The sequence below is a fragment of the Bradyrhizobium canariense genome, assembly GCF_018130465.1.
GTDB lineage: Bacteria > Pseudomonadota > Alphaproteobacteria > Rhizobiales > Xanthobacteraceae > Bradyrhizobium > Bradyrhizobium canariense_C.
The window spans coordinates 19,623-38,282 of the sequence record NZ_JAFCKJ010000009.1; the positions used below are offsets into that span (position 1 = coordinate 19,623).

General features: G+C 63.8%; 18 protein-coding genes. 7 read left to right on the plus strand and 11 right to left on the minus strand.

The features are described from left to right. Positions 1–4 precede the first annotated feature (4 nt). From JQ591_RS22800 to JQ591_RS22810, 3 genes are read right to left on the minus strand one after another with little or no spacing between them, the layout of a single operon-like run. A complete protein-coding gene (locus tag JQ591_RS22800; protein WP_007612833.1) occupies positions 5–931 on the minus strand; it encodes an ABC transporter permease in 927 nt (308 codons plus the stop codon). Between the two features lies 1 nt (position 932). Next, positions 933–2,045: an ABC transporter permease gene (locus tag JQ591_RS22805; RefSeq protein ID WP_211398221.1), complete on the minus strand. Its 1,113-nt coding sequence runs from the start codon at positions 2,043–2,045 to the stop codon at positions 933–935. Further along, entirely contained in the window at positions 2,042–3,154 is a 1,113-nt protein-coding gene (locus JQ591_RS22810) for a BMP family ABC transporter substrate-binding protein (protein ID WP_211398222.1), read from the minus strand. Before JQ591_RS22810 ends, JQ591_RS22805 begins: the two co-directional genes overlap by 4 nt. 417 nt (positions 3,155–3,571) lie before the next feature. On the opposite strand from JQ591_RS22810, the gene JQ591_RS22815 reads away from it, so the two are divergent. Together JQ591_RS22815 and JQ591_RS22820 are read left to right on the plus strand one after the other, a co-directional pair. Beyond that, positions 3,572–4,831 carry an allantoate amidohydrolase gene (locus JQ591_RS22815; protein ID WP_211398223.1) on the plus strand — a complete coding sequence of 420 codons (1,260 nt, stop codon included), beginning with the start codon at positions 3,572–3,574 and terminating at the stop codon, positions 4,829–4,831. A gap of 111 nt (positions 4,832–4,942) precedes the next feature. Then, positions 4,943–6,316: a hypothetical protein gene (locus tag JQ591_RS22820; RefSeq protein WP_211398224.1), complete on the plus strand. Its 1,374-nt coding sequence runs from the start codon at positions 4,943–4,945 to the stop codon at positions 6,314–6,316. Positions 6,317–6,322: 6 nt separating this feature from the next. Here JQ591_RS22820 and JQ591_RS22825 read toward each other — a convergent pair whose 3' ends face one another. Further along, positions 6,323–7,642, minus strand: a complete 1,320-nt coding sequence (locus JQ591_RS22825; RefSeq protein ID WP_211398225.1) for a dicarboxylate/amino acid:cation symporter — start codon at positions 7,640–7,642, stop codon at positions 6,323–6,325. Positions 7,643–7,727: 85 nt separating this feature from the next. Then, on the minus strand, positions 7,728–8,741 hold the full coding sequence (locus JQ591_RS22830; protein WP_211398226.1) for a formamidase: 1,014 nt from the start codon (positions 8,739–8,741) through the stop codon (positions 7,728–7,730). Between the two features lie 221 nt (positions 8,742–8,962). On the opposite strand from JQ591_RS22830, the gene JQ591_RS22835 reads away from it, so the two are divergent. Genes JQ591_RS22835 through JQ591_RS22845 form a run of 3 tightly spaced genes read left to right on the plus strand, consistent with a single transcriptional unit; the run spans position 8,963 to position 12,934 of the window. After that, on the plus strand, positions 8,963–9,625 hold the full coding sequence (locus JQ591_RS22835) for a TetR/AcrR family transcriptional regulator (RefSeq protein WP_211398227.1): 663 nt from the start codon (positions 8,963–8,965) through the stop codon (positions 9,623–9,625). A 13-nt stretch (positions 9,626–9,638) separates the two neighbouring features. Next, entirely contained in the window at positions 9,639–11,504 is a 1,866-nt protein-coding gene (locus JQ591_RS22840) for an adenine deaminase (RefSeq protein WP_211398228.1), read from the plus strand. Positions 11,505–11,527: 23 nt separating this feature from the next. Next, positions 11,528–12,934 (plus strand): NCS2 family permease, encoded by a 1,407-nt coding sequence (locus tag JQ591_RS22845; RefSeq protein ID WP_211398229.1) that lies wholly within the window; start codon positions 11,528–11,530, stop codon positions 12,932–12,934. 23 nt (positions 12,935–12,957) lie between these two features. Here the strand turns inward: JQ591_RS22845 and JQ591_RS22850 are convergent, their stop codons facing one another. Further along, positions 12,958–13,179, minus strand: coding sequence for a hypothetical protein (locus tag JQ591_RS22850; RefSeq protein WP_211398230.1), 222 nt, complete (start codon positions 13,177–13,179; stop codon positions 12,958–12,960). A gap of 351 nt (positions 13,180–13,530) precedes the next feature. Between JQ591_RS22850 and JQ591_RS22855 the strand changes: the two genes are divergently transcribed. Beyond that, the gene (locus tag JQ591_RS22855; RefSeq protein WP_211398231.1) at positions 13,531–13,713 is read left to right on the plus strand and encodes a hypothetical protein; all 183 of its coding nucleotides are present in this window, start codon (positions 13,531–13,533) and stop codon (positions 13,711–13,713) included. A 20-nt stretch (positions 13,714–13,733) separates the two neighbouring features. Here the strand turns inward: JQ591_RS22855 and JQ591_RS22860 are convergent, their stop codons facing one another. From JQ591_RS22860 to JQ591_RS22870, 3 genes are all read right to left on the minus strand, one after another. After that, positions 13,734–15,110 carry a vWA domain-containing protein gene (locus tag JQ591_RS22860; protein WP_211398232.1) on the minus strand — a complete coding sequence of 459 codons (1,377 nt, stop codon included), beginning with the start codon at positions 15,108–15,110 and terminating at the stop codon, positions 13,734–13,736. 5 nt (positions 15,111–15,115) lie between these two features. Continuing rightward, positions 15,116–16,063 (minus strand): AAA family ATPase, encoded by a 948-nt coding sequence (locus tag JQ591_RS22865; RefSeq protein ID WP_211398233.1) that lies wholly within the window; start codon positions 16,061–16,063, stop codon positions 15,116–15,118. A 147-nt stretch (positions 16,064–16,210) separates the two neighbouring features. Then, positions 16,211–16,411 carry a hypothetical protein gene (locus JQ591_RS22870; RefSeq protein ID WP_007612817.1) on the minus strand — a complete coding sequence of 67 codons (201 nt, stop codon included), beginning with the start codon at positions 16,409–16,411 and terminating at the stop codon, positions 16,211–16,213. Positions 16,412–16,635: 224 nt separating this feature from the next. Here JQ591_RS22870 and JQ591_RS22875 point away from each other — a divergent pair, with 224 nt between their 5' ends. Further along, the gene (locus tag JQ591_RS22875; protein WP_211398234.1) at positions 16,636–17,610 is read left to right on the plus strand and encodes a quinone oxidoreductase family protein; all 975 of its coding nucleotides are present in this window, start codon (positions 16,636–16,638) and stop codon (positions 17,608–17,610) included. A 38-nt stretch (positions 17,611–17,648) separates the two neighbouring features. Here the strand turns inward: JQ591_RS22875 and JQ591_RS22880 are convergent, their stop codons facing one another. Both JQ591_RS22880 and JQ591_RS22885 read right to left on the minus strand, forming a co-directional pair. Next, positions 17,649–17,924: a hypothetical protein gene (locus JQ591_RS22880; protein WP_211398235.1), complete on the minus strand. Its 276-nt coding sequence runs from the start codon at positions 17,922–17,924 to the stop codon at positions 17,649–17,651. 100 nt (positions 17,925–18,024) lie between these two features. Beyond that, entirely contained in the window at positions 18,025–18,633 is a 609-nt protein-coding gene (locus tag JQ591_RS22885; protein ID WP_211398236.1) for a S24 family peptidase, read from the minus strand. Positions 18,634–18,660 lie beyond the last annotated feature (27 nt).

The following is an 18,660-nucleotide window of genomic DNA, read 5'->3' on the forward strand; positions in this document are numbered from 1 at the left end:
CTCTCTAGCGGGTGATCGACAATTCGGCCGGGGCTCCGGTCAGCGTGCGTTTCGGCGAGCAGGTGATGATCATGATCGCCAGCGTCAGGATGTAGGGCGCGGCGTTGAAGAGGTGGTAGCCGGAGGTGACGCCGACCGATTGCAGCGCCGGGCCGAGCGCCGCGGCGCCGCCGAAGGCGAGCGAGGCCCACAGACACAGCAGGGGGTCCCAGCGCGCGAAGATCACGAGCGCCACGGCCGTGATGCCCTGGCCCGAGGACAGGCCCTCGTTCCAGCTTCCGGGATAGAACAGCGACAGGAACGAACCGCCGATGCCGGCGAGGAAGCCGCCGACCATGGTGGCGCGCAGGCGGATCAGCAGCACGGAATGGCCCATGGCGCGTGCGGCGTCAGAGCTTTCGCCGGCGGTGCGGATCAGGAGGCCCCAGCGCGTGGTCCGGAAGGCCCAGTAGAGAATTGGCGCGAGCGCGACGCCGATCAGGAAGAGCACGTTGACCCGTAATGCCGCGCGCACCTGCGGAATGTCGCTCCACCAGCCGAAATCGATCGCGGGCAGCCGCGGCGCGGTGGGCTCGATCAGCGGCTTGCCGAGATAGAAGGCGAGCCCGGTGCCGAACAGCATCAAGGCGATGCCGACCGCGACGTCGTTGACGCGCGGCAACGAGCAGATGCCGGCATGCAGCGCGCCCAGAAGCGCGCCGGTGATGCCAGCGGCGAGCACGCCCAGCCACGGCGATCCCGTGAGGTAAGAAATGCCGTAGGCGCTCATCGCGCCCATCACCAGCGTGCCTTCGAGGCCGAGATTGATGCGGCCGGAGCGCTCGGTGATGCATTCGCCCAGGCTCACGAACAAAAACGGCGTCGAGACGCGAATGGCACCGCCGAGCACGGCGAGCGGGACGGTCCAGAGTCCGATCGAGCCGTCTGCCATCTCAGGACTTTCCCTTCAGAAACCTGATGCGGCCGTAGAGCGCATCGCTGGCCAGCACGAAGACGAAGATGATGCCTTGCAGTACCAGCACGGATGCATCCGGCAATCCGAGGCGGCGCTGCAACAGCCCGCCGCTGGCGCTGATGCCACCGAGCAGGATCGCGACGGGGATAATGGCGAGTGGATTTTGCCGCGCCAGGAAGGCGACGAGAATCCCTGTGAAGCCGTAGCCTGCGGCGAGGTTGGCGTTGGTGCGTCCCTGCACGGCGGCGACTTCGACCATGCCGGCAAGGCCAGCGGCGCCGCCGGCGAGGAAGCAGATGGTCAGAATCAGCTTGCTGACATTGAGGCCGACGATCTTCGCAGCGCGGATGTTGCCGCCGGCAACGCGCGCTGCGAAGCCGAACACGGTGTGATAGATCAGGATATAGGCGGCGATCGCGGCGATCAGGCCGAACACGAGACCCCAATGCACGTCGGTGCCGGGAATCGATCCGATCATGTTGGCCGCGCCGATCTCGCGGGTCGACGGCTTGTTGAGGCTGGCGGGGTCGCGCATTGCGCCTTCGACGAGATGGTTGAGGACCGCGAGCGCGATGTAGACGAGCAGCAGGCTCGATATCGTCTCGTTGACGCCGCGATATTGCCGCAGCGCGCCCGAGTGCATGACCCACAGGCCGCCGCCGATCACGCCGGCGATGACCATGGCGATCTGCACGATGAGTGGCGGCATGCCCTGAAGCACCAGCGCGGCGCTGGTGGCCGACAGCGCGCCGATCAGGAGTGCGCCTTCGCCGCCGATGATGACCATGCCGAGCTGCGCGGGCAGCGCCGTGCAGAGTGCGGTGAGGATCAGCGGTGCTGCGCGCGTCAGCGTGTTCTGCCATGAGAACCAGGTGCCGAACGCGCCGTAGTACATGTAGAAATAGAGGTCGAGCGGGTTCTTGCCGAACATCGCGACGAAGATGCCGAAGACCCCGAGCGCGCCGGCCAGTGCTGCGCCCGGGATCAGGACATATTCGATTGCTCCGCCGTGACGTTGGAGGAATCCCGGATCGGCGGCCGGGGCAACTGACCCGACCGCTTCGGTGGAATCCGCCGCCTCCGCTGTCACGAAGTCGCTCCGATCACGCCCTCCACGAGATAGTCCATCTTCTCGAGCTCGGGATCCTTCTGGCCGCGGTCGGTGCCGGCCGCGATCACCGTCTTGCCCTTGTTGTCGACCAGCCCTCCCTTGAAGATGGCGTAGCCGTCAGCGGACAAGAACTTGGCCTTGACGTCGTCGGCGTGCTTGCGCGCTTCGGCGGAGACCGCTTCGCCATAGGGCGAGGTCTTGACGATCTCTTCCTTCAGGCCGCCGCGATAGAAGTTCGGGATGCTCTCGCCGGCGGCGATCATCTTGACGAACTTGGGGTACAGCGCTTCCCAGTTCCACTCGGCTCCCGTGAGATACGCCTTCGGCGCGAGCGGCGACTGATTGACGTGATAGCCGCACACCATGGCGCCCCGACGCGCGGCGTTCTCGACCATGGTCTTCGGACCGTCGACATGGCAGGTCAGTACGTCAACGCCCTGGTCGATCAGGCTGTTGGTGGCCTCGGCTTCCTTGACCGGCATCGACCAGTCACCGGTGAAGATGACCTGCGTGGTGGCCTTGGGATTGGCAAGCCTGGCGCCGAGCGCGAATGCATTGATGTTGCGCAGCACCTGCGGGATCGGTTTCGCGGCGACGAAGCCGAGCTTGCCGCTCGTGGAGGTGTAGCCGGCGACGATGCCGGAGATGTATTGGGCCTCGTCGATATAGCCGAAATAGCTGCCTGCGTTTTTCGGGTCCTTGTCGCTCCACAGACCGCCGCAGTGCTCGAAGTGAAGCTTCGGGAACTTGTTGGCCATCTTGATCATGTGCGGGTTGTAGTAACCGAACGAGGTCGGGAAGAGCAGGGTGGCACCGTCTAGATTGATCATGGACTCGATCGTCTTCTCGACCGCGTCGGTCTCCGGCACCTTCTCTTCTTCCACGACCTTGAGGCCGGGAATCTTCTTCAGCGCCGCCGCGCCCTGCGCATGCGCCTGGTTGTAGCCGTAGTCGTCGCGCGAGCCGACATAGATGAAGCCGATGGTCGTCTCGGCCGCAAAGGACGGGCGGGCGCCGGTCGCCGCGCCGAGGGTGAGGGCCGCACCGCCCTGCAACAAATGACGTCGTGAGATCCTGCCAAATTCCATTGCTTGCTCCCCTTGGCGGATGCACCGCCTAATCTCGCGCTGCGCCGATCTGGCGGAGCCCGGGATGGATTGTCGCAAGCTTCGTGCCAGAGGTTACCGAGAGGGCATTTCTATCTAATATATTGAAAATAAAAGATTATTTTACGAACCGCGAGCTCGATTAGGAAATATGCTAGGAAATATGCAGATGAAAATATAGGCAGTATTTTGTAGTTGTATGCAATGGAGTTAAGCAGTCTTAACCAGCTTGGACGTGTGCATGACGAGGGCCGGGCGGTCTGCCGGCGACCCACATTCATGCTAACCACGCGCTGATTGGGACGGTGTCGGCAGTGCGATTTCGCTGGCACCGAACTTGTATCGATTGCCGCCAGGATCGCCGTCGCCGCGGTCCCAAGAGATGGAAAGCTCGCCGAGATGGCTGCTGGTAACGCCGTTCAGAATGCATCGCTCGGCGAAGAGATCGTGCGAGGGATCAACGAGCTCGCGGCGATCTCGGAAGAAGGCGACAAGCTCACCCGCATCTATCTGACCAGCGAGCTGCGCAAGGCCGCGGACCTCATCCTGGGCTGGATGTGCGATGCCGGCATGAGTGCGCGTCTCGACGCGATCGGCAATGTCTGCGGGCGCTACGAAGGCGAGCGGCCGGGCGCGCCTTGCCTGATGCTTGGCTCGCACTACGACACCGTGCGCGATGCCGGCAAATGGGACGGGCCACTGGGCGTGATCACGGCGATCGCCTGCGTCGCCGATCTCAACCGCCGCGGCAAGCGCCTCCCGTTCGCGATCGAAATCGTCGGTTTTGCGGATGAGGAAGGGGTACGCTTCGCCTCGACCTTGCTTGGCAGCCGCGCGGTGGCCGGCACTTTTGACGAGAGCGTCCTCAACACACGCGACCGAGATGGCGTCGCCATGCGCGATGCGCTGGTGCAGTTCGGGCTCGACCCCGATCATATCGGCGCGGCCGCGCGAGCCCGGCGCGAACTGCTTGCCTATCTTGAGCTGCACATCGAGCAGGGGCCTGTGCTGGAAGCGCAAAACCTGCCTGTTGGCGTGGTCACCGCGATCGCGGGCGCGACACGGCTTGCCGCGCGGCTGACTGGCATGGCGGGGCACGCGGGCACGGTGCCGATGGCGCTGCGGCGCGATGCGTTGGCGGGCGCGGCCGAATGCATCGGCGCGATCGAACAGTTTTGCCGCACCGACGAGGGTGGGCTGGTCGGCACCGTCGGCTACATCCAGGCGAGGCCCGGCGCGACCAATGTCATTCCGGGCGAGGTGTCCTTCACCATCGACATGCGGGCACCGACCGACATGCACCGCAAGCGCGCGGTCGCCGATGTCGTCAGGCAGATCGAAGCCATCGCAAAGCGCCGTCAACTGGCGCTTCAGCTCGACGTCACCCACGAGAACCGCACCGCGCCTTGCGCGCCCTGGCTGAGGGACCAGATCGCGCAGGCGATCGGAGCGGAAGGTTTTTCCGTGTTCGAGCTGCCGAGCGGGGCCGGGCATGACGGCATGGCCATGATCGACATCGCCGATGTCGGCATGATCTTCGTCCGCTGCCGCGGCGGCATCAGCCATCACCCGGACGAGCATGTCGAGCCCGCCGATGCCGACGCCGGCGCGCGGGTGTTGCTCAAGGTGATCGAGAATTTCAGGCCGCGGGAGGGATAGGCGGGCTCGAACTGATTGTCAGGAGTTCGCACGTCATCGGGGCGAGACACGAATCAGCCATGCTTGGAATGGTGACCGGCCAGCGCCGGGATCACGAGACACCAGGCGCACATGAACAGCGATATTTCCTTGCCGTCACATCGCGGAAATCGGTTTTACCAAGGCATGGCGGCGACCTTCGTCGCCAACGCCCTCCAGGCGGTCAATTTCCTCGGTGATCGCTTCCTGAGACAATCGCATCATTCGTTGTCGGCCATCGAGGACCTCTACCGGCACTCGATGGACAGCGCCTTTTCGGTGACCGAGGCCTTTCTCGTCACGGGGGCGCCGCACGCATCCGCCTATTACCCGCGCGACTTCGCCTGGTTCTATCCCGACGTCCTCGACCCCGAGACCATCATGGATTCGCAGGACGCGGTACGGCGGGCACGTCTGCTCGAAAAGAGCGTTCGCCTGCTGCTGGAAGCGGTTCGCGCCGACGTGGTCACGACGACCATCGTCCCGGCGGGACGCGCCCGGTATCTCGGCGTGAACTATTTCTCGCGCCCCTCGGATACGCTGCTCGGCATTCTGGCCGGCCTCCAGCAGATGATCTCTGCCGAGGAGAGAGCGTCATCCTATCTGGCGATGTCGCAATGCGCGCATGCCGGCCGCCTGCTGCTGGCCGAATATTGCGGTGATCTGAAACGCGCGATCCTCCAGCTCGCAAGCGAGCTCGAACCTTTCAATGATGATGGCTCCACGTATTTGCTGTGCGACGCCAGCGCTCCGCGCTCCGCGGCAACCGACACGCGCGCCGAGCGCAGGCGTTTCGTCACCAATGCCTGCGTCTACACGACGTTCGTGTGGGGCGTGCAGCTCGGAATCGTCGACGAGAACGAGCTGAAGCGGCTGCTCGGACGCGACCTGGCGCAGTACAAGAGGGACCTGCTGCGCCTGTTCGGCAAGGGCGGCTATATCAGGCATTCCCTGGATAGCCCCGCGGGCTCGCCGGTGTTCTCGGTCGCGCTGGATTTCGTCAGCGTGCATCGCGGCTTCTGGGATCTGAATGAGGAGAGCGAGCGCGCGCTGTTCGCGGCCACGGCGGATCTGATCATTGCGGAGCCGCGCTTTCGCATCCCCAGCACGTTCCACTTCCTGGTGTCCGCGGATAATCCGCGCAACAAGATGATCCACAAGATCGCGGCTCCCGCCTACCAGGGACGGTCGTCCTGGCCGACGTTCAACGTCGAGTTCGCGGATCGCATGCTGGACTATGACGAATTCTCGGGGAGCGTTACCTACCGCGCCTGCGCGCAAGGAATATTGAAGGACATCCGCACCGCGACCGAAGTCCACGGTGGCTATCAGGAACTGATCTCGGAGCAGGGCCTGAAATATCGCACCTGGGCCTACAAGGGCGCCGTGGCCCACTCCTGGTTTCCGCGTTTCCTCTCCGTCTGGAGGAGGGCGTATGGAACGCCGCTCCTCCGTTGGAATGACTGACCCGCGCTACCCCGCCGTCACGTCCACAAGCTCGCCACCGTCGAGGACCTTGGCCGCCTTGGCGCGATCGAGGTCGCCTTCCCAGGCGGCTACAACGACAGTCGCCACGCAATTGCCGATGAGGTTGCCCATGGCGCGGGCCATGCCGATGAACCAGTCGACCGACAGCACCAGCACGAGGCCAATCGCGGGAATGCTCGGCACGGCGTTGAGGGTGGCGGCGAGGATCACGATCGCCGAGCCCGGCACGCCATGCGCGCCTTTGGACGTGATCAGGGATACGCCGAGCACCAGCAGTAGATCGCCGAACGACAGCGGCGTGTTGGTCGCTTGCGCGATGAACACGACGGCAAGCGTCAGGTAGATCGAGAAGGCGTCGAGGTTGAAGGAATAGCCGGTCGGGATGACGAGGCCGACGACGGAATCCTTCACGCCCATCCGCTCCAGCTTCTTCATGATCTGGGGCAGCACCGCGTCGGAGGACGCGGTCGCGAGCACGATGGTCAGCTCTTCGCGCAGGTAGGACAGGAACTTGAGGATGTTGATTCCGGCGAGCGCCATCACGCTGCCGAGCACGCCGAGCACGAAGATGCCGACCGAGACGTAGAACAGCATCACCAGCGAGACCAGCTGCTTCAGCGAGCCGATGCCGTATTTGCCGACGGTGTAGGCGACCGCGCCGAGCACGCCAAGTGGCGCAACGCGAACGATAAGCCCCATGACTCGGAACAGCACGGTCGAGGCGGCGTCAATGATCGAGGTGACGAGCTTGCCCTTTTCGCCACCGACCAGTGCGAGGCCGACGCCGAACAGGATCGCGAAGAACAGCACCTGGAGCACGTCGTTGCGCGACAGCGCGTCGAACGAGGTACTGGGGATCACGTTGAGCAGGAAAGCGCCGACGCCCGCGCCCTGCAGCTTGTGGGCGTTGTCGGCGTAGGTGTTGAGCGCCTTGGCATCCAGCGTCGACGTATCGATGTTCATGCCGTGGCCGGGGCCGAAGACATAGGCGAGGATGAGCCCGACCACGAGCGCCACGGTGGTCATCACCTCGAAATAGAGCAGTGCCTTGACGCCGACCCGGCCGACTTTCTTGAGGTCGCCGGCACCGGCAATGCCGTGCACGACCACGCAGAACACGATCGGCGCCACGATCATCGAGATCAGCTTGAGGAAGGCGTCGCTGAGGATCTTGAGGCTGATGGCAAAATCCGGCGTGGCTACGCCGAGAATGATGCCCAGGATCAGCGCGCCCAGGACCTGGACGAACAGCGAGGTGTAGAGCGGCTTGCGCTCAGCGGCCGGGGCCGCGGCAATGGTCGACATGATGATTCCCCCGTTTCAACGACGTCTCGGTCGCCAAAAGGAGCAACAACCGTGCCAGATTGTCGCGGTTTTCGCTGAAAATCGCCTATTCGGCCGCCTTCGCTGTCCTGCCGAACATCCGTGTCGGCGCCGGGAAGCCGCAGGAGGTGCCGTCGGTGACCTTGACCTGGTCTTCCCACGGCAACCGATAGGTGCCCGCGACCATGTCCTGCATGAAGGTGTAGGGGCAATCCATCGCGCCGCCCTTCACCGCGACATAGCCGCGGCGCCAGAGCTGGTAGATGTTGTTCTCGACGCCCCAATTGATGCGGGCCTCGCGCACGAGATCGGGCCGTACCTCGGCGGTGATGATCTCGTCCGCGCGCCCGGTGGTGCCATGCGCCAGCACGGTGCCGTCGAAATTCACGATCATGCCTTCCCCCATGGAATCGAACGAGCCGTCGGATCCGCACATGCAGACATTCGCCGTCACCATCAGGTTCTGGAACGAGTTGGCCTGGTTGGTGAAGCGCCATGCGTCGCGGATCGGTGCGGTGTAGCCGGCGGTGCGGATCATGATCTCCGCACCCTTGTAGGCACATTCGCGCGCCATCTCCGGGAACATGCCGTCATGGCAGATAATCAGCGCGATCTTCGCGCCGTTCGGGCCCTCGATCACGGGGATGCCGACGTCGCCGGGCTCCCAAGGCTCGACCGGAATCCAGGGATGGAGCTTGCGGTAATAGAGCTTGATCTCGCCGTGGTCGTCGATGATCAGGCCGGAATTGTAGGGGTTGCCGTGCGGGTTGAACTCCATGATGGAGAAGCAGCCCCAGATCCGGTTGTCGATGCAGGCCTTCTTGAAAGCCGCGACCTCCGGTCCGTCGAGCCGGCACATGATCTCGGGATTGCTGTCCATCGAGAGGCCGTGCAGCGAGTATTCGGGGAACACCACCAGATCCATGGTGGAAAGGTTGCGGCGCGCCTTGCCGACCATCCAGACGATGCGTTCGGTCTGCCTGGTCAGATCGGCCCGTGTCACGACGTTCGGCAGTTGTAGTTGAACGAGCCCGATGACCACGCCCTCAGGCGATTTGTTCAATCCGCCAAGTCCGTTCATGATCAGCTCCCTTGCCGTCCGCGCGGCGCCGTTGCGCGCGGTTCTCGGCAGAGCAAATCCGATTTTGGCGACGCGCAAAAGTCCATTTTTCAGGCGGCGGGCGAAAGTCGGTCGCGCGAGGATCTTGGGCGTTCCCAGAGGCGGTTGACGCCTATTGTTACGGCGCGGCGTGCCTCAAGTCTCGGCTTGCCCCCCAAATCGTCTGGTGTCAGGCTTATGACATGAGTGCAGCAAAGCGACATATCACCAGCCTTCGTGACGAATATGCCGAGATGACGCGGCAGCGCATCGTTGCCGCTTTCGTCGCGACGCTGGAGGATGAGGCGGCCGACGACATCTCCATGGCTGCGGTGGCCAAGCGCGCGAAGGTGGCCGAGCGAACCATCTATCGGCACTTCAAGACCCGCGCGGAGCTGTCCGCTGCGGCCGGCGAGTGGATCGAGGACAACGTCTTCAGCTACATTCCCTTCACGTCACCCGATGAGCTGCCGGAGATCTTCCGCAAGCTGTGCAAGCGGTTCGACCGTCATCCGCATCTGGCGCGCGCCATTGCAGTCACGCGGGCGGGCCGAAGGGTGCGCGCGGGCTTTCGGCGTCACCTGATCGAGCAGCATCGCAAGGCGATGGCGCCGCTGGTGCAGCATCTTCCCGCGAAGGAGGTCCGCCAGGCGGAAGCGCTGGCGTCCTATCTCAACAACGTGCTGGCCTGGAATGCGATGCGCGAGGACTTTGGTATGTCCAGCGCCGAGATTGCTGACACGATCGAGTGGGCGCTCACGACCCTCCTGAACGATGTCCGGCAGCGTGATGCCGCCGCGGCGCGCAGCGGCAAAGCCGGCAAATCGCCGCGAAAGCGAACCACGGCTCCAAAAGAGCCGGCGTAGAGTGAGGCAGGTCATGAATGCGATACCCGACGATCTCCTGATCAACGCGCCCGACGAGGTTCGCATCCGCCAGGACCTGGTGCTGACGGCACTCGGCCGCCGCCCGGCCGACCGGAGCTTGCGGGTCGGCCGGCTGCTTGACGTGCACAGCCGCACCTGGAGCGAGGATCAGGAGATCGTGTTCAAGGGCCGTCGGATCGCGTGGGTCGGACCTGCCGGGAGCTATCCGGGCGAGGTTCGCGAACGCGTGCATCGCCCGGATCTTGCGGCCGTTCCCGGCTTCGGTGAAGTGCACAAGCATATCGAAAGCTCGCATCTGACGCCGGAATGGGAGGCCGCGCTGGTGCTGCCGCATGGCAATACCTGGACGTGCGAGGCGAGCCACGAATTCTCCAATGTCAACGGCGCACGCAATCTTGAATTTTGGTTCGAGGCACGCCGTCGCGGATCGCCGTTGAAAATCTTTCCGCAACCCGGATCAGCGGTGCCACCCACGGCCTATGAGTGGGGCGGCGGCTGGTATGGTCGCGACGAGCAGGCGCGCTTCATGAGCGAGAGCCTGATGGTCACCGGTCTCGACGAAGTCATGGACTGGCCGGCGGTCTGGAATCCTGACAATCCGTCCTACAAGCGGCTCTGGGGCATGATCGAGGCCACGTTCGCGGCCCGCGGTGTCGTCGAAGGCCATGCCTCCGGTCTGCGGGACTTGCCATCCATCAACGCCTTTGCCGCGGCTGGGCTCGCCTCCGACCATGAAGTGCAGACGCCGGAGGAGACTTGGGACAAGCTGACGCGCGGCCTCTTCATCGAGCTGCGCGTCTACGCCATGCCCGAGATCGTCGCCTGGCTGCTCGCCAAGGGCTTGCAGGATTGGTCGCAAATCGCCTTCACCACCGACGACCGCAGCGCCAGCCATACGCTCGAGCTCGGCGCCAGCGATCACAACGCGCGGGTCGCGATCGAAGCCGGTCTCGCGCCGGAAATCGCGATTCAATGTCTCACCATCAATCCCGCGCGGCACATGCGCATCACGCCGTTCGTCGGCAGTCTCGCTCCGGGGCGTTTTGGCGATGTCGTGCTGCTCTCGGACGTCGCCAAATTGACCATCGCCGAGGTCTGGGCCGACGGCGCGCAAGTATCCGAAGGCGAGCGCTACCTGGGGAAGGTCCCTGAAATCTCCTGGCCCGATTGGGCGACCAGGACGGTGAATATCAAGCGCGCGATCCAGCCGGAGGACTTCGAGCTGCTGGCCGAACCCGGCCGCACCACGATGAAAGCCGCCGTGATCCGGCCGTTCCATTGGCATCCGGAGTTCTACACTCTCGAATTGCCGGTCCGTGACGGCGCCGTGCAGCGCGATGAGGGCGAGGCCATCACCAAGTTTGCCATCGTCGATCGCTTCTCCGGCGACGGCCGGGTTGCAAAAATGTTCTGGCGCGGCTGCGGACCGCGCACGCCGGACACCGCGGTTGCCTGCTCGGTCGCGCACGACAAGCACAACATCTGGGTGGTCGGCTCGTCCGACGCCGCGATGGCCAAGGCCGTGAACGCACTGGTCGAGCGCCAGGGCGGATGGGCGCTGGTGCGCGAAGGCGAGCTGGTCGCCACCGTGCGCTTCGAGGTTGGGGGATTGATGAGCTGTCGCTCGGCGCAGGCGCTCGATGCCGAGATGCAGGCGCTCTATGCGGAGGGCCGCAAGGTGGACTGGATGTATGAGCCGACCTTCCGGCCGCGCTGGTATCCCGGATTTCCAGAGCGCCTGATGTTCGCGACGCTGACCTGTGCGCCCTGGAGCTGGGTGCTGGTCGCGCCCTGCGAGCAGGCGCCGCTCGGGTTCATCAACGTCCAGACCGGCGAAGCCCACCCGGTGGTCTGGTGAGCGCGGGGATGAGGGAAACGGTGATGAACGAGATGACGCTGCCGCAAACGGCTCCCGCGGACACCGCACCAAAATCCGTCGGACCGTCGGGCCCGCAAGGTCCGATCGACCGCCTCTTCGGCCTCTCCGAGCGCGGCACCACCGTTGGACGCGAGGTGATGGCCGGTGCGACCACGTTCGCGGCGATGGCCTATATCATCGCAGTGAATCCGGCGATCATGTCCAATGCCGGAATGGATCGCGCCGATCTCGTCAGCGCAACGGCGCTGGCGGCGATCTTCGGCTCGGTGATGATGGGGTTTTGGGCCAACCTGCCGCTCGCCGTTGCGCCCGCGATGGGCTCCAACGTCATCTTCACCTATGTGATCGTCAAGCAGATGGGCATGCCCTGGCAAGGGGCGCTCGCCATGGTCGCCTTTACGGGCGTGCTGTTCCTGATCCTGAGCCTGTCGAAGCTGCGCGAGCGTGTCGCACGGGACGTTCCCGAAGCGTTGAAGATCGGCATCCAGGCCGCGGTCGGCACCCTGATCGTGTTCATTGCGTTGCGCGGTGCGGGCTTCGTGGTGCAGAACCCCTCGACCTATATCGCGATGGGATCGCTGCGCAGTCCGCCTGTGCTGTTGACGCTCGCAGGTCTGCTGCTCACGCCGGTGCTGGTCGCGCGACGTGTTCCCGGCGGACTCATCCTGTCGATCGCCGTGCTGACCCTGATCGGCTTCTTCGTTCCCGGCGCAAACGGCAAGATGGTGACCGCGATGCCGTCGGCGATCCTGTCATGGCCGCGCTGGCCCACCAGCACCTTCATGGCACTCGACGTCGGCTACCTCGTCAGTCACTTCGTCGTGGCGCTGCCGCTGCTGTTCTACTTCCTGTGCGCCGAATTCTTCTCGACTCTGGGAACGCTGATCGGCGTGACCGGTGCCGCCAATCTGCGCCGCCCGGACGGCTCGATCCCGAATGCCACCGCAGCATTCGCCACCGATGCGACGGCGTCCATCGTCGGCCCGCTGCTCGGCACGTCGGTGGTGACGGCCTATATCGAGTCGATCACCGGCGTGCAGGCCGGGGGGCGCACCGGTCTGACCTCGCTGACGGTCGCGGGGTTCTTCTGCCTTGCCTTGTTCTTCTGGCCGGTCTTCGTCATCATTCCACCGCAAGCAACCGCGCCCGCGCTGGTGCTCGTCGGCGTGCTGATGATGCAAGGCCTCGCCCGCATTGACATGACCGATCTCGGCAATGCCGTGCCCATCGTGCTTACGCTGTTGGTCACCGTGCTGACCAACAATCTCATCAATGGAATGGCGCTGGGGACGCTGAGCTATATCGCGCTGGAAGTTGCGGTGGGCCGGCGAGCACGGATTCCTGCGATGGTCTGGGGTCTCGGGGTGGTGTTCATCGCTTATGCAGTCGTGATCTCACAGATCTTCTGAGATGTCCGGATGTCGCGAAAGACCTAGGCTGCCAGATCCAGCAGGTGGCATGATCCTCGCACCAGAACCTTGCGTCCTGTCAATGTCATCTCGGGAACGCTGTCCCTGATTGCGACGAGGCCGAGCTTGACGAGGTCTTCGACGACGTAGGCCTTCCTGAAGCGACCACGCGACGCGGGATTGCGGAGCGCTTTCAGAACCTCCCATTGGTCCGGCGAAAGATCGAAATCGATGTCGTTGCTCATGTTGCCTCAAGCCATGGTGCCGTTGGTGCGCCTCTGTTAGCGGCGCTGCATGAAGACCGTGCGACGGCAATGAGTCGGGAATCCGGTGAGGTGTTTAGAACTTCTCTTCACAAATTGCTGCACGTCGTTGCGCCACAAGAGTTAAGATCGCCGGATGACGAATATCGTCCCGGGCCTCGATCACGTATTGATGATGTGGGCTTGATGTTGGTCCGCGAGCTACCGCGCTGCACGGGAAGCGCTGCTGTCCCATTCTGCGTCGCAATATGCACAGAAATCATGAGACGAAGGGATCGGGATTCTGTTACGCTGATTCGCGGGGAATGGCTTCACACGGCAGGAGTGGAGTGCATGAACAGGCTGGTCGAAATTCGCAGTCAAGAATCCTTGTGCCGGGAGCGCGCTGCGCTTGATTTCGAGCGCCGGGTTTTCTGGCTTGCGCAAGCCCAGGAATGGGAGCAGCGCGCGCTCGACGAGATCGCCTATCATTTCCGGGAGTGCAATGTGGTTCAGACGGAGCTGGCGCGGAACTGACGTCGGCTGCGGGGTAAGGGCTACTGATAAGTCGCCACGATATCGGACACCGCGCGCTCGAGCTGCTGCGCGGTGGCGCACTGGCGCACCACGCTGCAGAAGGTCGCATAGCGCGGCATCTCGGAATCGCCAAAGCCCCAGGCGAGACGTCCTTCGGGATTGAGCCACACCAGCCGCTTCGAGCGCTCGGAGATGCGGCGCAGGATGTCGGCGCGCGGATCGAGATTGTTGCTGCGGGCATCGCCCAGCACGATCACCGTGGTCTGCGGTGTCAACGTGCTCATAAACTCCTTCTCGAAATCGACCAGCGACGAGCCGTAGTCGGAGGAGCCGAAGCCGACCTTGGACATGATCTCGGCCATCGCCTCTTCCGGCGATTTCTTTTCGAGGATGTCGCTGACTTCGATCAGATGCGAGGAGAAGGCGAAGGAATGGACGTCGTCGACCACTTCGTGCAGCGAGTGGATCAGGAGCAGGAAGAAATCCGAGACCTGCGCGACCGAGCCGGAGACGTCGCAGAGCGCCACGATCTTCGGCCGGTCGCGATGCTTGCGCTTCCAGGCCGTGAGAAAGGGGATGCCGCCCCAGGCGGCGTTGCGGCGCAGCGTGCGGCGGACGTCGAGATGACCGCGCCGTTGGCGCTTGCGTGGTTTCGAATAGCGCTCGCGCAGGCGCCGCGCGATCTGGCGGATGAGCGCGCGCATCTCCGCAACGTGGCGCCGCTCGATACGGGCAAGCGGCGCGTTGCGCAGAATCTCGTTGCGGAGGTTTTCAGCCTCTTCGCGGGCATAGAGCGCAAGCCCCTGCGCGACGGTGTCGCGCACGGCTTCGCGCAACGCATCCAGTGCGGCGCGAAGCCGCTCGGCCAGTGCCGGATTGGTCGCGGTCAGCTCGTCGAGATCGTCGCGTAGCCGCTGGAGCCCCATGGCGTCGAGGATGCGGCTGGAGAAGATGCCGCGCTGGGTGGAGTAGCGGATGTCGGACAGGGACGCCGCACCGGCAGCGCTCGCGATCGCGGCGGCGACCGCGTTGCGATCCTGCGACAGCAGCATCTGCGCGAGGGGCCCCAATTCTGCGGGAGGCGAACCGCCGCTCGCATCGCTGGTCGCGGCGGACGACGGCGATTGGTCCGTGTCCTCCGAAGCATCTTTGCCGTTGGCTTCAGGCTGTTCCTGCCGCGGCTCCGGCTGGCTGAAGAACAGATCAAAACAGTCACCGAGTGCGAGCTTCTCGTCCTGCGACTTGGCGAGCGTCAGAAGGAGCGCATCGCGCAGGATAGTCCGGTCGGAAACGCCGACCTGCGCGACCGCGCGCATCGCATCGATGCTTTCGGCAGGCGAGACATGGACGCCGGCGCCCCGTGCCGCACGGAAGAAACGATGAATATTCTCGCGCATCGGCGTCAACCGAAGACGTTGGATCGTGCTGCCTTGGCAATGAAGGTCGTAATCTGAGGCTGAGCCGCCTCGATGTCGGCCTCGTATTTCAGGAGCACGTTGAGCGTGTCCTTGACGATCTCGGTGTCGAGCTCGGAGGCCTGCAAGAGCACCAGCACGCGCGCCCAGTCGATGGTCTCGCTGACCGAAGGCAGCTTCTTCAGGTCGAGCGAGCGGATTTCGTGGATGAAGCCGACCATCTGCCGCCGCAGCGTCTGCGAGATGTTGGGGACGCGGCTCTCGACGATGCGCTCCTCGAGCCGCTGCTCGGGGAAGCCGATGTGCAGATGCAGGCAGCGCCGCTTCAGGGCGTCGCCGAGATCGCGCTCGCTGTTGGAGGTGAGGATCACCGTTGGCGGCGTGATCGCAGAGACGGTGCCGAGCTCGGGGATCGTGACCTGGAAGTCGGAGAGAATCTCCAGCAGCAGCGATTCGAATTCCGCATCCGACTTGTCGATCTCGTCGATCAGGAGCACGCAGCCGCCCGGCTGCTCCAGCGCTTGCAGCAGCGGCCGCGGCTCGACGAACTCCTTGGAGAAGAACACGTCGCCGAAATCGTGGAGCTGATCAAGTGCGGCGTGCAGCGTCTGCGCGCCGCCGAGGACTTCGCCGAGCTTGTCCTTGAGGATCTGCGTATAGAGAAGCTGCTTGGCGTATTTCCACTCATAGAGCGCCTTGGCCTCGTCGAGGCCTTCATAGCATTGCAGGCGGATCATCTTCAGGCCGCGCCAGGCCGCGATCGCCTTGGCAAGCTCGGTCTTGCCGACGCCCGCGGGGCCTTCGACCAGGATCGGCTTCTCGATCTGTTGCGACAAATAGACGGCGGTCGCGATCTGCCGGCTCGCGATGTAGCCTTGCGCCGCGAGGCCGCTCTCCACTGCCTCGATCGCTGTCGAGGGCTTCTGTTCAGCCACGAAAAGGCGCTCCCAAAGAGGTCTTTGTTGAGGCTTGTTCTGCCTGCGTTCACGGCAAAGAACAAGCCTCGTTTGGGAGAGGCCAGACCCGCGCGAATGGATTTTTTCCGCTCAACGCAAATAGCTGAGCGCCCACCGGCCGCGCGATCAGTGCCGCAGCAGCTCCGGCTTGCGGATAGTCTGCCTGACCTCGGCGCCGCAATCGGCGCATTCATAGACGAAGTCGATCTTGGCGAGACTCCAATGCGGTTCGACCTCGCGCACATACATCGGAAGGAACCCCATGCAAGCAGGGCAAATCACAGGCGCGATCTCGATATCCTGATGATGCTGTACATAAGCTGGCATCTCGGCTCTCCTTCGCAGACGACCACCAAACCCGCGCGAAGGCTACTGCCGGTCCGCGCAAGGCCGGCATCAACTCTTTCGAACAGAGACGGAACGGCGGAGGTTTGTCGTTCGCTGTGACATTCTTGTTACGTCTCTGTACTGTGACGGGCGGACCAAATACCTATTTCGAAAGGCCGATCCGGGTTTCGGACTTTTACCTCAACGACAAGGGAGCAACGCCCATGACGCATGCCATTCGCTTTCACAAGACTGGTGGTCCGGAAGTCCTGGTCTGGGAGGAGGTCAGTGTCGGCAAGCCCGGACCGGGCGAGGCTCGAATCCGCCACACCGCCGTCGGTCTCAACTTCGTCGACATCTACAACCGTTCGGGTCTGTACCCGGCGCAACTGCCGAGCGGGCTTGGTAGCGAGGCTGCCGGCGTCGTCGAGGAGGTTGGGCCCGGTGTCACCGATCTGAAGCCGGGCGATCGGGTCGCCTACGGCGCCTCGCCGCTCGGGGCCTATTCCGAGGCGCGGCTGATCCCGGCCGACCGACTGCTGAAGCTGCCGGACGGTGTCGACGACAAGACCGCGGCGGCGATGATGCTGAAGGGGCTCACCACGCAATATCTGATCCGGCAGACCTATCGCGTGAAGGCCGGCGACACCATCCTGCTCCATGCGGCGGCAGGCGGCGTTGGCTTGATCCTGAGCCAGTGGGCCAAGCATCTCGGCGCGACCGTGATCGGCACCGTCAGCAACGACGAGAAGGCCAAGCTCGCCAAGGCGCATGGCTGCGATCATGTCATCATCTACACGCGCGAGGATTTCGTGAAGCGCGTGGACGAGATCACTGGCGGCAAGAAGGTGCCGGTGGTCTATGACTCCGTCGGCAAGGATACGTTCCTGAAGTCGCTCGACTGCCTCGCGCCGCTCGGCGTCGCCGCGCTGTTCGGTGCGTCCTCGGGTGCCGTCGAGCCGCTCAATCTCGGTTTGCTGGCGCAGAAGGGCTCGCTCTACGTCACCCGACCAACGCTGTTCACCTACGCCGCCAAGCGTGAGAGCCTGGTCGCGATGGCGGGCGAGCTGTTCGACGTCGTCAAGTCCGGCGCGGTCAAGATCGAGGTGCACCAGACCTATCCACTGAAGGACGCCGCCAAGGCGCATGCCGATCTCGCCGCGCGCAAGACCACGGGATCGACCGTCCTCACGGTGTGATCTCCGACCGGGCCGTGGCGCAGGCCGCTTGGCCTGCGTCACGTCCGCTCGTGCTTGCGCAGATCGCGGGCGTGATCGAGGCGGATGGCCTGGAGGTCGACTTCGTCGGGCGGGATCCGGGGCAGGGCGGCCTCAGCGAGGATCGCCTCGGTGACGTCTTCGACCGAATTCTCCACGACTTCCTGGATGAACGAGATGTTCTGATATTCACCTGACGCGACGCGGGAAATGACCTCGCGCCTGGTGATTTCAGGGTCGACGACCGCCTCGCGGCCGCGCCGCCCATAGTCAATCATCACGACGAAATACTGCATGAAACGGATCCTGCCGTGCCCTATGGTCAGGGGCACGGCAGAGTATTTCCGAAAAACGGAATCAAGTCAAGGTAGATTTCGAAAAAACGGAAATTGCTGCCTACCTGCTCTTCTTGCGAGGGCGTGCCGACTTGGCGCGCAGCCGCTCCAGCTGGCCCTTGGGCATGGACAGGCAGATCTCGCCGACCCACTCCAGTTTCACGCCGACGATCTGCTTGGCATTGAAGCTGGTGAGATTGACGACGGAAGGGGTTTTGCCCCGCTCGATGGTCTTCAGATAGCGCTCGCCGGTCTTGAGCCGGACCACGGCCTCTTCGCCGTAGAAGCTCGACAGCGGATGGCGCTGCTCCTTGTAGACCACGATCACGTCGCCGCTCTCGTATTTGGGCAGCATCGAATCGCCCACGATCTCGAATGCGACGGTCTCCTCCATGATCGGGAAGGGCAACGCAATGTCGCCGAGCCCCTCCGGGGGAACCTGCTCATAATCCGGCTCGATCACGGCACCGGCGCCGACGCGGCCCATGATCGGCGCGAGATTGAGCTCGAGATATTCCATGATCGGAATAATTTCCGAGGCCTTCACCAGGCGTTCGCCGCCGAGGATCTCAGAGACCGCGCCAGGCCGTACGCCCATGGCGGCCGCCAGGCCGCCCTTGCTCTTGCCCGTCTTTTCCAGGCCCCGCTCGATCATTGCAGCGTCCAACATGGTGATTCCCTCGATTGTCCATCGTTC